4 protein-coding genes and 4 pseudogenes are annotated in these 14160 nt (G+C 50.5%); 5 read left to right on the top strand and 3 right to left on the bottom strand.

The genetic code is table 11. The features are described 5' to 3' along the window. Nucleotides 1–45 precede the first annotated feature (45 nt). From Q9J79_RS06115 to Q9J79_RS10385, 4 genes and pseudogenes are all read left to right on the top strand, one after another. Nucleotides 46–570: an ankyrin repeat domain-containing protein gene (locus tag Q9J79_RS06115; protein ID WP_070814418.1), complete on the top strand. Its 525-nt coding sequence runs from the start codon at nt 46–48 to the stop codon at nt 568–570. Between the two features lie 72 nt (nt 571–642). Next, complete coding sequence (locus Q9J79_RS06110; protein ID WP_301911982.1) at nt 643–771, top strand: hypothetical protein; 129 nt, start codon at nt 643–645, stop codon at nt 769–771. 39 nt (nt 772–810) lie between these two features. Then, a pseudogene (gene gyrA, locus Q9J79_RS06105) lies at nt 811–3435 on the top strand (DNA gyrase subunit A); the annotation flags it as partial. A gap of 36 nt (nt 3436–3471) precedes the next feature. Next, nucleotides 3472–3828 carry a DNA gyrase C-terminal beta-propeller domain-containing protein gene (locus Q9J79_RS10385; RefSeq protein WP_439652296.1) on the top strand — a complete coding sequence of 119 codons (357 nt, stop codon included), beginning with the start codon at nt 3472–3474 and terminating at the stop codon, nt 3826–3828. Between the two features lie 66 nt (nt 3829–3894). Here Q9J79_RS10385 and Q9J79_RS06100 read toward each other — a convergent pair whose 3' ends face one another. Next, nucleotides 3895–4548, bottom strand: a complete 654-nt coding sequence (locus Q9J79_RS06100; RefSeq protein ID WP_304685354.1) for an IS1595 family transposase — start codon at nt 4546–4548, stop codon at nt 3895–3897. Between the two features lie 323 nt (nt 4549–4871). Here Q9J79_RS06100 and Q9J79_RS06095 point away from each other — a divergent pair. Then, nucleotides 4872–5087 (top strand): annotated as a pseudogene (locus Q9J79_RS06095) (TonB-dependent receptor); the annotation flags it as partial. Nucleotides 5088–5235: 148 nt separating this feature from the next. Here the strand turns inward: Q9J79_RS06095 and Q9J79_RS06090 are convergent. Both Q9J79_RS06090 and Q9J79_RS06085 read right to left on the bottom strand, forming a co-directional pair. Next, nucleotides 5236–5937: pseudogene (locus Q9J79_RS06090) on the bottom strand (YadA family autotransporter adhesin); the annotation flags it as partial. Between the two features lie 660 nt (nt 5938–6597). Then, nucleotides 6598–13944, bottom strand: a pseudogene (locus Q9J79_RS06085) (ESPR-type extended signal peptide-containing protein); the annotation flags it as partial. Nucleotides 13945–14160: the final 216 nt, after the last annotated feature.

Here is a 14160-nt window from a genome sequence, read left to right as displayed (position 1 = left end):
ATATTAGAGATGATATGGAAAAATTTTTAACGACAGGAAAATAAAATGAGACTAGATCCTTATAAAAATGATATCGGCATGCAGGTTGTTCGAGCGAACAGACTAGGCGATATCAAATTTCTGCAAAAAACGGCAGACAGCGGCCAGTTTGATCCTTTGAAAATCACGCCGTCTGAAAAATGGAGCTATCTGCACCGCATTAATATGAATCCTCACAGTCCTTCACCGCTAGAAACCGTCCGGTTCTATCTGGACAAAGGCGTAGCAGTCAATGCCCAAGATATATACGGCATGACTCCACTACATTACGCCATGCGTGCCAGAAACGGCGATGCAGCATTAGCGTTGCTGGAGGCAGGAGCAAATCCGAATATAGCCGATGAAGACAATATGATTCCTCTAGCAATGATAGGCTATATGCCCGAACGATTAGATGTTTTGAAAGCTATGCTTGATAGTGGTGCTAATGTTCATTTTTTTAATGGAAACGAAACAGTTATAGACAGCTATCGCTCAGATTCAGAACCGGAGCTAATGCCTATCGTGGCATTAATGGAGCAATATGCGTAAGAGACAAAAAGAAGCAAGGCGAAGGCGGCTACCACATCTTCCCCTCCGTCCCGTTTTCCTATGGAAAGGATTATGCCCCGATGCCGTCTGAAATGCCGCCTGTACAAATTTGTGGAAGCCGGACGCTTCCCGCCGCATTTTGCCCGCGCCTTTCAGACGGCATATCCGGCCGCCGCACCGTTCCGCGTCAAAATATGCTAAAATAAGCAACAATTTTTTGCCATACGAAACATTGAAACCATGACCGACGCAACCATCCGCAACGACCACAAATTCGCCCTCGAAACCCTGCCCGTCAGCCTTGAAGACGAAATGCGAAAAAGCTATCTCGACTACGCCATGAGCGTGATTGTCGGGCGCGCGCTGCCGGACGTGCGCGACGGTCTCAAACCCGTACACCGCCGCGTGCTTTACGCCATGCACGAGCTGAAAAACAACTGGAACGCCGCCTACAAAAAATCGGCGCGCATCGTCGGCGATGTCATCGGTAAATACCATCCGCACGGCGATTCTGCGGTTTACGACACCATCGTGCGCATGGCGCAGGATTTTTCGATGCGCTACGTCTTAATCGACGGTCAGGGCAACTTCGGCTCGGTTGACGGCGACGGCGCAGCAGCGATGCGTTATACCGAAATCCGCATGGCGAAAATCGCCCATGAAATGCTGGCGGACATCGAAGAAGAAACCGTCAATTTCGGCCCGAACTACGACGGCAGCGAACATGAACCGCTGGTGTTGCCGACCCGCTTCCCTGCGCTGTTGGTCAACGGCTCGTCCGGTATCGCCGTCGGCATGGCGACCAACATTCCGCCGCACAACCTCACCGACACCATCAACGCCTGTCTGCGTCTTTTGGACGAACCCGAAACCGAAATCGACGAATTGATCAACATCCTGCAAGCCCCCGATTTCCCGACCGGCGCAACCATCTACGGCTTGAGCGGCGTGCGCGAAGGCTATAAAACCGGCCGCGGCCGCGTCGTCATGCGCGGTAAAACCCATATCGAGCCCATAGGCAAAAACGGCGAACGCGAAGCCATCATCATCGACGAAATCCCGTATCAGGTGAACAAAGCCAAGCTGGTGGAAAAAATCGGCGAACTGGTGCGCGAAAAAACATTGGAAGGCGTATCCGACCTGCGCGACGAATCCGACAAATCCGGTATGCGCGTCGTTATCGAATTGAAACGCAATGAAAACGCCGAAGTCGTTTTAAACCAACTCTACAAACTCACCCAACTTCAAGACAGCTTCGGTATCAATATGGTTGCCTTGGTTGACGGTCAGCCGCGCCTGTTGAACCTGAAACAGATCCTGGCGGAATTCCTGCGCCACCGTCGCGAAGTCGTTACCCGCCGCACCCTGTTCCGCCTGAAAAAAGCGCGTCATGAAGGCCATATCGCCGAAGGTAAAGCCGTCGCCCTGTCCAATATCGACGAGATGATTCGGTTGATTAAAGAATCCGCCGACGCGCCTGAAGCCAAAGAAAAACTGTTGTCCCGCGCATGGCGCAGCGGTTTGGTGGAAGACATGTTGAGCCGTACCGACCTCGACCTGCGTATGGCGCGTCCCGAAGGTTTGCCCGCCAACCTCGGCTTACAGGAACAAGGCTATTATCTGAGCGAAATCCAAGCCGATGCCATCCTGCGCATGAGCCTGCGCAACCTGACCGGCCTCGACCAAGAAGAAATCGTCGGCGACTACAAAAACATTATGGCAAAAATCATCGACTATTTGGACATTTTGGCGAAACCGGAACGCATTACCCAAATCATCCGCGAAGAATTGGAAGAAACCAAAACCAATTTCGGCGACGAACGCCGCAGCGAAATCAACCCGTTCGGCGGCGACATTGCCGATGAAGACCTGATTCCGCAACGCGAAATGGTCGTTACCCTGACACATGGTGGCTATATCAAAATCCAGCCGACCACCGACTATCAGGCGCAGCGTCGCGGCGGACGCGGCAAACAGGCTGCCGCCACCAAAGACGAAGACTTTATCGAAACCCTGTTTGTTGCCAACACGCATGATTATTTGATGTGCTTTACCAATTTGGGCAAGTGCCACTGGATTAAGGTTTACAAGCTGCCCGAAGGCGGACGCAACAGCCGCGGCCGTCCGATTAACAACGTCATCCAGTTGGAAGAAGGCGAAAAAGTCAGTGCCATCCTCGCTGTCCGCGAATTCCCCGAAGACCAATACGTCTTCTTCGCCACCGCACAAGGCATGGTGAAAAAAGTCCAACTTTCCGCCTTTAAAAACGTCCGCAGCCAAGGCATCAAAGCCATCGCATTAAACGAGGGAGATTACTTGATAGGAGCATCACGTACCACTGGTTCAGATGATGTAATGCTATTTTCTAATTTAGGTAAAGCTTTGAGATTTAGTGAATCCAACGATGAAGTAATCAAGCAATTAGTCGAATTATATGAACCTTTTATACATCGATTTAATGAACGAAGCAGCGCAAACAATGGCGTAATTTCCGAGTTACTGTTAGGAAACGAAGAAAATTCTTTGGAATGGGATGAAGAAATGGAAGAACTCTTAAAGCCGATTATTGAGTTCACTTCAACTTTTTCTCGAGAACAAAAAATTAAAGTTGCCACTATCGTAGTTAATGGACGTCCTAATGATATTCATCAACATGATTATGAAGATAACGAACAAGAAGATTATCGTACTTACGATGAAAATGTAGATGGCGACGTGAACGAATATTTTGAAAAAATAATTCGCAGACCTTCGACATATTCTTACCTAAAAAAAGCAAATAACGGTGTGCGTCCGTCCGGTCGCGGCAGCGGCGGCTTACGCGGTATGCGCCTGCCTGCCGACGGCAAAATCGTCAGCCTGATTACTTTCGCCCCCGAAGCCGCTCAAAGCGATTTGCAAGTGCTGACCGCCACTGCCAACGGCTACGGCAAACGTACCCCGATTGCCGATTACAGCCGCAAAAACAAAGGCGGGCAAGGCAATATTGCCATCAACACCGGCGAGCGCAACGGCGATTTGGTCGCCGCAACCTTGGTCGGCGAAACCGATGACCTGATGCTGATTACCAGCGGCGGCGTGCTTATCCGCACCAAAGTCGGACAAATCCGCGAAACCGGCCGCGCAGCATCAGGCGTGAAACTGATTAACTTGGACGAAGGCGAAACCTTGGTATCGCTGGAACGTGTTGCCGAAGAAGAATCCGAATCCGACGCTTCTGTAATTTCCAGTGTAACCGAACCGGAAGCCGGGAACTGAAAATCATCTCCCGATGCCGTCTGAAGATTCAAACGGCATTTATTTTGGGGCTGTACTAGATTAGCCCTAAATTCCACACCAATCCCGCAGGATTTTAAGCTGTTGAGACGGTGTGCCGAAGTTAAATCGAAATTCGCATTCTTTCAAGAACAGTGGGAAAGATTTGCAATCGATTCCGTTGTATTTTCGCAAGACGCGTTTTGCCTGATTCCAAAAGTTCTCAATGCCGTTAATGTGGTTTTGACGGTCTGCAAGTTCCTTGGAATGGTTGATGCGGTAATGGATAAAACCGCTCACGTCCAACTTGTCGTAGCTGCTCAGACTATCGGTATAAACAATACTGTCCGGTATGATTTTCTTTTTGATGACAGGGAGTAACGTTTCAGACTTGGCATTATCTACGATAACGGTATAGACCCGTCCGTTGCGTTTCAGAATGCCGAAGATAACCACTTTTCCTGCCGCACCTCGACCACGTCTGCCTTTACGCCGTCCGCCGAAATAGCTTTCGTCCAACTCAACAGAGCCCTCAAAAACCTCATCGGCAGCCAAGGCTAAATGATGGCTGATAACCGTGCGGATTTTACGGTAGAACAGTGCTGCCGAATTGGGATGGATACCCAAAATATCGGCGGCAGAACGGGCGGTAACTTCCAGTACAAAAAAACGGAGCAGTTCTTTTTGTACTTTTTTCTTTAATTTGTAGTGCGTTATCTTCATATTTCCAGGGTAACATATCTGCTAATCTAGTACAGCCCCTTTATTTTTCCCTAATCCGTCATCCGGCTTCTCACAATATAGCGGATTAACAAAAATCAGGACAAGGCGACGAAGCCGCAGACAGTACAAATAGTACGGAATCGATTCACTCGGTGCTTCAGCACCTTAGAGAATCGTTCTCTTTGAGCTAAGGCGAGGCAATGCCGTACCGGTTTTTGTTAATCCACTATAAAATTTGAAAACAGCTTCCCGACTTTAACTTATCAAAAGCATATTGCATCCTTTTTAAAGATTATAGAAAACAATATATTAATAAAAAATGGACGGTCAAATCCGTTAAAAGCGGCTACGGCGTACACGACATTTATGCCAACTGGCAGCCTTTGGGCAAAGACAATATGAACGTCAACTTTGCCGTCAACAACATCGGCAACAAAAAATACCGTTCGCACAACCAACGCTTCCCCGACGGCGACGGGCGCGTACCGTTCTACGAACACGGCAGAGAGTTTGTCTTCGGTTTGAACTACCGCTTCTAAGCTGCCGTTTTAAAGAAATGCCGTCTGAAGGCCCTTTCAGACGGCATAGGTTGAAAATGCGGCACACCCAAATAAAAAGGGCGGCAAATCGCCGCCCTTCCCTTCAAACCTTCCGCCTGCCCCAACAGCAGACAGGCGGGAAAGTCTTTTACCACTGATAACCGACAGATGCGGAAGCACCGAAATGGCCACGCGAATTGCCGGAAGCCGTGCCTTTGATAATCCAATTTCCGCCGTCGGAAATACTGGAGTAGCCGATAGCATAACCTGCTTCGCCGCGATAAGTGCCGCCGCCGATTGCCATCATACTCTTGCCGGGCAAATACGCCTGAACCAAACCTGCGGTTGCAATCGCTTGGGCGATGCCCGCACGCGCGTTGCCGTCCACATTGTCGATGCGGTTGTTCAAGTTTTGCGCCACGCCTTTAAGTTGTGCAACGTTTGTAACATCCCCCTCTTTAACGCCCGGGGCGACATTGGTAATGCGGACGGGGTTGTTGTCCTTCTTACTGCCGACATTCAATGCGTCCCCATCCACGCTCAAAGTGGGCGCATCCGCCCCCGCACCGAGCGAAACGCTGGAAAACTGCGGCGCCATCGAAGTGGCAATCTCGATATTTTTACCGTTGCGGGTAATCTCGATATTGTTGCCGGCATCAATGTTGACGGTTTCATCCATCTTTACCTTGCTCGGCGAAACATTGCCGCTGATGACTTTGCCCGAAGAACCTGCAACCGCTTTGGAATCCAAATTCCAACCGCTGTTTTGCAGCTGATCGACGTTTACGGCATCTCCCGGCGCAGTACCGCGCGCCAAATTGGAAATGACCGTGCCGCCCGTACCCTTATCCAAACCCTTCTCTTTCAGATATTGCACCTTCGCCTCGTCTTGCGCTGCTTTTACAGCGGCCTCGGAGGCGGCATCAACAACATCTTTCGGCTGATTTTTCAGCAGGTTTTCGATTTTGAGTTTCGCCGCTTCGGCGGCTGCGACCTGCATGCCGGCAAGTTCGCCCATTTGTACCGGAGTCAGACCTTTTTCGACCTGATGGGCAGATTTGTATTTGTCGCCCTTATTTTCAGGATCCATTGCCGCCACATTGCCCGTTGCAACCTTTTCCGCCTCTTCGTCGGAAAGCGCGGTCGAATTGCCCGGATTTTTCAACGTGCCGTCCTCATTGACCTGATCGGTGGGATACCATTTATCGCCGACTTTTTTCACTGCGTTGCCTCCCGCATCGCGGGAAACGTTTTCAATCTGACCGATGGGCAGCTCGACATCGAATTTCACATAAGTATTGGTGATTTTCCTGCCGTCTTTATTGATTTCGGCCACAGTCGCCGCCTTGACCTTGGTGTTTTTGCCGTCGGCAAAGCGGAAGTTGTCGTCTGGATTGACTTTTTCAAGATCACTTTCGGACAAGGCTTTGCCGCCGCCTGCGAATGCGGCTTCTGCCTTTTTCCCATCTGCCAAACCCACGTTCCATCCCGAATCGTTGATTGCATTAGCGACCGTATTGCCGGTTACAAAACCCGAACCGCCATTGTCTGCCGATTTAATATCCGCAGCGGGAATTTCCTTATACGTATCCGGATTCGTATCCGTCTTCGGTTTCCCGTTTTCATCGCGCTCATAGTATTTGCCGTCAATGATGACCGCGTGAACTTTCGAGCCGTCGTTTTTGGTTATCTCGACTTTGTTGGTAACCTTGCCTTCTTTGGCAGACACGGTAATCACGCGTGTGCCGTCGGCGGCGGTGCTTCCGCGCACCTCAATGCCGTTGCCTCCTTTGAAGTCGACCTTGTTGGCGTTCTTCACGACATCGGTGTAGCCGTTACCGTCTTTGGTCGAGACCACCCAGCCCATATTTTGCAAATCGCCTACGGTTGCGGCGGCGTTTTTGTTCACCGAAGCAGAATCCTTACCATTCAAATCAACCAGATTGATGCTACCTCTTTTGCCGTCTTTGCCTTTCGGCGCGGTTTCGACTTCTTTGTCATTAAGGCTGGAAGCTACGCCGGTCAGCTGCGTCGGTTTGCCGTCGGTCGAGCTAATGTTCAACGCGGAAGACGGTTGGTTCTTCGCATCCGTACCGTTGTTGGTCGCAGGTTTGGCATCTTCGCGGGCGAAGTTGACTTGCGGATTGACGGTCGTAACATTGCCGCCGGCAACTTCAACCGCATCGTCTTTCGGCTTGCCATTTTCCACATTGTCGGCTTTGTAGAACTTGCCGTCCACCTTGACAACCGTGTTGCCTTGGTCGTCCCGATAGGTTTCGGGTGCGCCGACCTTGACAGTGTTGAACGCAACATCGCTTGCAGTCGCATAAGTGACTTTGCCGTCTGCATCCTGTTTCACGGTCAGATTTTTACCTGCAACCATTTCAACGGTTTTACCCAGGTTGATGACTTCCCCGTCGTTCTTCAGGGTATTGTCGGCAGTCAGATTGTCGTCGGCGGCAGTGGCGGAAGTCTTCAGCGTAAAACCGGAGTTGTTAATCATATCCGCAACATTTTGAGCGGTTGCCACTTTGTTCAAACCTGCCTCATCTGCCGCTTTATTTGCAGTATCAAGTTTAGTTTGAGCCGCTTTCTTAGCCTGTTCATCTCCTGCTTTCGCCAATTCATCTTGAGCATCTTTGATTGCTTTCGATAAATCCGCAGCATTGGCAACCGGACCTGCAACTTTACCCGTAGCTTTACCGTCTTTGGTTTCCGCAGTGATTACACCCGTATCCACATCCACCTTCACTCGGCTTTCCGCGCCGTCGGTTTCGATGCTGACCGTCGTTCCTTTGCCGTTTACAAAGTTCACGGTGTCATACGCCCTGACAAAATCAACCGCGCTTCCGTTGCCCTTCAAGTTCCAGCCGCTGTTTAACACGTCGCCCACGGTGGCGGCGTTGTTCGCATTCACATTGCCGTCCGCCGTGCCGATTGTCGGGGCGGATTGCGATTTGCTTGCCGGTTTGCCGGTCGGATCGGCGGCATCCGCCGTGTTGCGGGTTTCAGGGAGGTTTGATTTGACATTCGACAAGGTGGTCGGAATTGTCGTGCCTTTCGCGCCGTTGACCGAAACGATTACGTCGTCTGCCGGCACTTCGTCTCCCGTACCGTCGGCATTCGGATAAAACTTGGTTTCCGTCTTGCCGCCATTGGTTACGGTTTTCGGATAGACTTTTGTTCCGTCTTTCTTGGTATATTCCACGGGTTTGACCGAATTGTTCGTCGCAAGCTGGTGATCCACGCCCACTGTAATGGTGCGGACATTGCCCTCCGTTTTACCGGAAACGATAACGCCCGACGCGCCCACGAATTTCACTTCTTCGGCGTTTTTTACCTGCGCGTTGTAAGCCTCGGCGGGATTGTCTGTTTTCTTATCGGCAGAAAGCACCCAGCCCATACCGCGCAAGTCGCCCACGGTGGCGGCGGTATTGTCGCCGACTGTCGGTTCGGTCTTGCCGATTTCGGTTTTATTGAGGTTCAACAACCCCTCGGTTTTCGGATCGGCAGCGTCGAATTTGTCCAAACCGCTGCTTATGCCGCTAAGGGTAACCGGCTGTTTCGCTCCACCCGCCGTTGCAGCAGGACGGCTGAAGCTCAAACCATTTGCAGTCGGCGCAATATTGACTTTCGCCCCGTCTTTGCCGATGCTCAGCGTGTTTTCCACATTGGCGGTTTCAACCGTAATGTCCTTCGCCAAGGCAAAGGTAATGTTGCCGCCGTCGCGTTTGACACGCAGGTTTTTGCCCGCTTTCAGGTTCAACGTGTCGCCCGCCTTGACCGCCGTGCCTTTATCGTTTTCGGTCGGCGTGTCCACGCTGTCGTCCGTGTTTTCCACTTTGGCAATCCACGCCGCGCTGTTGATTGCATCCGCAACGTTTTTCACTGTGGCAATCTCGGAAGCCGCGCGGGTTTCCGCCTCCGCCTGTGTTTCCGTCGTGCCGTCTGCCTTGGTTTTTGGGGTAACGGTTACCTTGCCGCCATTTGCTGCGGCAATCGCGCCTGTATTGACTTTTACGCCGTCTGTGCCGACCGTAAGCGTTTTATCGGCGGCTTTCACGGCAATACCGTTCTTCGTGGTCTCGATGCCGTCTGAAACCTTGACCTTCACGCCGTTTGCGCCAACTTCCAAAGAGTTGCCGTCGGCTTTGACGCTATATTTCACGGTCGAGGTCTGCTTGTCGTCAGACACGCTGACAGACACGTCCGTGCCGTCGCCTTGTGCGAAGTTTACGGTGTCGTAGGCTTTGACAAAGTCTTTTGCCGTACCTTTTTCTTGGATGTTCCAGCCGCTGTTCAACACGTCGCCTACGGTTGCCGCATTGGTTTCGGTAAGTGCGGTCGGTTTTGTTGCTGAAGTTGTCGGCGCGGTCGTACCGGTTTTCGCGCCGTCAAGGTTGCCGGCTACATTAGAAATCGCATTGCCGCCGTTGTTTAAGCCGTTTTCGGTCAATGAAACGGGTTGCTTGCCTACAGTTGCCGAAGTAATGGTTATGCCTGCATTGGTGAGTTTGGTGGTCGGCGCATTTTTGCCTGTGCCTTTAAACTCTGCACTGGTCAGGTTAATTAATTCCGGATTCAGGCTGTAAGTTACTTTACCGTTAGCTTCTTGTTTCACGGTTAAGTTTTTACCCGCGACCATTTCAACGGCTTTGCCCGGTTTGATGACTTCGCTGCCTGCCGATGCGGCATCTTTCTTGCCCTCGTCAGCGGAAGTTTTCAGCGTAAAGCCGGAATTGTTAATCATATCCGCAACATTTTTAGCCGTAGCAACGCCTTTATCATCCAAAGCCTTATTTAATGCCGTTTCGGCAACTTTTACTTTATTCTCAGCCGCTTCTTTTGCCGCTTTAGTTGCAGTGTTAGGCAATGCGGCCAACTCGTCTTTCGCAGTTTTTAATGCGTCTTGGAGTTTGGAATCAGTTGAGGGAGCAATCACAGAACCGTCGGTGCTTGAAACCAGCTTGGCAGTTTTAACATCAGGCACTTTCACATCAACGGTAATGGTGCGTACGCCGTTCTCGGTTTTACCCGATACTTTGGCGGCGTTTATGCCGACAAATTTCACTTCGTCCGCATTTCTCACCACATCACTGTATGACTTATTTTCCGCACCGGTCGCTTTATCTGATGAGACTTTCCAGCCCATATTCGCCAAATCGCGCACGGTGGCGGCAGAGTTTAAAACATTGTCTGCCAATGCCGTCTGATTATGTGCCGTACCGAGGTTAACCAATTTCGGTTGGGTTATCAGTGCGGTGCCGTCCGGCGCGCTTGTAACCGTTGTCGTATTCAACACCGAACCCACGCCTGTAATTTGCGTCGGTTTCGCATCTGTGCCCGTGCCGCTGCTGATATTCAACGCGGTCGTCGGGGCTTTTCCTGTCTGATTATTATTGGCGGTTATTGCCGCACTGGTTGTCAGACTGACCGGTTTTTTGCCGTCTTTGTCTTCGCCGACTTTGACAGATTTAAATTCAACATTATCTTTTGTCGAGAATGTGAATTTACTTCCATCTTGAGCAATCTTGATGTTTTTATCTGCTTCAAATGTAACGGTTTCGCCCGGTTTCACAAGTTGCGTTGCTTCGCCTGACACCTCTCCATTTTCAGTTTTAGCAGCAATGGCATTCCAACCCGCCTTGTTGATGGCTTCAGTAACATTTTCTACCGTCGCAATCTGTTTGCCCGCATCAGCTTTTGCTTTATTTGCAGCATCAAGTTTCTCTTGTGCTTTTTGCTGTGCAGTAATATCCCCAGCCTCGGTCGCTTCAGCCAATTCCTTGGTCGCCTCTGCAATCGCTTTATCTAGTGCAGTTGTTGCCTTACCCGTTGATTCCGTTGCAATATCGCCCGTGTTTACTTTTACGCCATCTGTACCAACGGTAATTGTTCTATCCGCTGGTTTTACAGAAATAGTATTGTTTGCCGTCTGTAAACCATTGCCAACGTTCACATCGTATTTCACGTTGACGTTGCCGTTTTCTTTGCCGTCTGCACCTTTATCTTTTTCAACAGTTACGGTTGTGCCACTACCATCCAAGAAATTCACTTGCTCGCTTGGATTGATGGTGTCAACTTCAGTTTTGTTATTTCCTGCAACTTTCCAACCGCTTGCTTTTAATTGGTTTACGTTTACAGCATCGTTGCCATCGCTACCGTTAGCTACGTTGGTGATTTTGGTCGAGCTTGTGCCATCCGCTTTAGTGACTTTTAAGTTATCACCATCGTTGGTGATTTTCGGGCCGTTGTTGCCGAATTGGACGCTGGTAAATTCAGGCGTGTCGGTGGTGGCAAATTCAAAGCTGTTGGCGGTATGGCTGACCGTCAGGTTTTTGCCTGCTTTGAAGGTAACCGTGTCGCCGGCTTTCACATTGTCTGCTACATCCGTTGTTACACCATTACCTGAAGCCGCCGCTTTCCAATAGGCATCATTAATCGCACTTGCCACTGCATCGACTGTCGCCAGCTTGCCTTTATCTGTTTCAACAGGACGTACTTGACCGACTTTTTCACCAGTACCTTTGTTAGTATCTGTAACCGTTTCTATCGAGCCTGTAACCGCCTTCACTTTGCCCTTATTGTCGACAGTGATTGTTGTACCGTCGGTATCGACAGCAACTTTGTTGCCGTCTGCCGTATCGATTTTCAGACCTTTGCCCGTATTGACCTTAATGCCGTCCGTCGTTGTCTCGATGCCGTCTGAAGCCTTGACCTTCACGCCGTTTGCGCCAACTTCCAAAGAGGTGTCGGCGGCTTTGACATCAAATTTGACGTTCGCGCCTTTCGGAGTTGTGATTTTTTCAACCTGTTTGCCGTTTTCGGTAACGGTTTCTTTTACCGCTGGCTGATCCGTTACCGTTACCGTCGTGCCGTTGCCGTTGATGAAGTTGACCTGATCGTCCGATCCTATGCCGGAGACTTTGGTTTTGTTATCGCCGGCAACCTGCCAGCCGGATGCCACTTTGCGCGCCACGGAGTTTAACTGCGAGCCGTTGATGGCATCTGTTGAATCTTCAGCCACGCGACCTGCTGCCACATTTTTCAACTGGCGTTCCGCGCCCGCGCTGCCGAAAGACACCACGTCGCCGGCGGAAGTGTTGATACCGCCCGCCCATTTGAAGGTATAGGCGACATCGGGCGAATCGGAAGAAACAATCGATCCGGCAGCGTTGTAGGAAACGTCGGTTTGGCGCGAGCCTTGCAACTCGGTTGTCGAACCGGTGCCGATTGCCACGGCATTTTGACGGTCTGCCACCGCACCCGCGCCGAGCGCGATTGAGCCGAGGCTGTTGGCGCGCGCGCCCGTGCCGATTGCCGTACCCAAATTCCCTTCAGACAGGGCGTGGATACCGAGGGAAATGGAGGAATGACCGTTTGTTACCTTGGAGTAATCCAAGGTGGACGTATCCATCGGCTTGCCGGTCAGTGCCTTATAGGCTGCGGCAAGCGTGCCGGTTTCCTCCGTCGTGTCGATAACTTTGTAATGACGCTTCACCTTTGCACCATTAATCATTTCATCCACGGTAACGTCTGTCACTTTTGTATGGTCTTCTACGTCATACTTGACGGTTTGATTTGCCGCCTCCGAAATATCTGAGCCACCAATCATAATAGAAGAATGCCCGATTGCGCGCGTACCGAGACCGGCTGCGATTGCCCCTTGCTTACCAATCGCCCTAGCACCTTTACCAATTGCAATATCTGCTTCATTCAGCGATGCTGATTCAGAACCAATCGCTACCGAATTATCTGCCGCTTCCGCACTATATCCGACCGCTACTGCGTCTAGCCCTGCATGAGAAGAAGTACCTAAAGACAACGCGTTTCGATTTGCCGCATCTGCCCTTGTACCTAAGGCGATGGCATTCTCTTCCCTCGCATTAGAGAAAGAGCCTATGGCAATCGAATGCTCTGCTTTGGCTTGTGCATGATCACCAAGGGTCGCACTTTCTTTGCCAGCAGCGTTTGCATACCAACCGATGGAAACGGCGTTTTCCCCACTAGCAACAGCTTCATTAGCAATGGCAACAGCGCGGTATTCGGTAGCCTTACTATTGTAACCAATGGCTACAGCATCACCTAAAGTTGCACTAGCAGTAGCTTGTGGACCTATGGCAAGAGAGTGATTGCCCAAAGCTTTCGCCTCTTGCCCTAAAGCCACTGACCCACCGCCAGTGGATTGGGTATCCCGTCCCACTGCAATGGCATCTGTATTACTACTGGACGCATTGTGTCCCTGTGCAATACCATATTGTGCCGTTACCTTGGCTTTATAACCAATAGAAATAGATTTACTACCTGCCGTAGCATCATTCCCTAAGACAACAGATTCTGTCTTAGCTACTGTATTACTGCCAATTGCTATAGCATTCGGACCATCTTGTGTTAAAGCATTACTACCAATAGCAATTGTATTAGCCCCCACATTTTTAGCAGATACCCCAATGGCAATTGATTCTTTCTGATCATTTTTTGCATTCTTACCAATAGCAATCGCTCCCGTAGCCCCGCCTCCATTAACTGCGGTTGCACCAATGGATACACCATCTGGGTTATTAGCTCTCGCACCATTCCCAATAGCTACAGATGTATCTGGATTTGCCACCGAATTAGGTCCCCAGGCTACCGCCCCGCCTCCACCAGTACCTGCCGTATTGACGGCATAAGCCGTATTCGCGCCCGTTAACAACCCTAAGGCGATAACGGAGGATTTGAAAACGCTTCCCGAAATGTTCGCTGCATTTTTTTGTGCATTTGATGAACTTTGTTTTTTATGTGCTTTTGTCAATTCCGACACTGCCACCCAAGATTGGGTTGCCTGACTGTAAATGACACGGAAAATTTTGTTCATTGATTCTCTCTGTTTGTGATACGCCGCCCACGCTCTTGATGCTTCCGGCCGCCGGACGGCAAACGGCCATACACACTTATTGACAGTCTCATTATATTGCGAAAACCAACCTAGGAGAATCGCTCTAATTGTCAACATTCCCTTATGATTAAAGGGATTACACTTTCTTACGCAAATGCGGGGGGGGGGGGGGGGGGGGGTTTTTTGTTTTTTTTT

This window comes from Neisseria viridiae (assembly GCF_962747995.1).
Classification (GTDB): domain Bacteria; phylum Pseudomonadota; class Gammaproteobacteria; order Burkholderiales; family Neisseriaceae; genus Neisseria; species Neisseria viridiae.
Note: the sequence above shows the minus strand (reverse complement) of the source record. Positions and strands in the feature narration are given on the sequence as shown.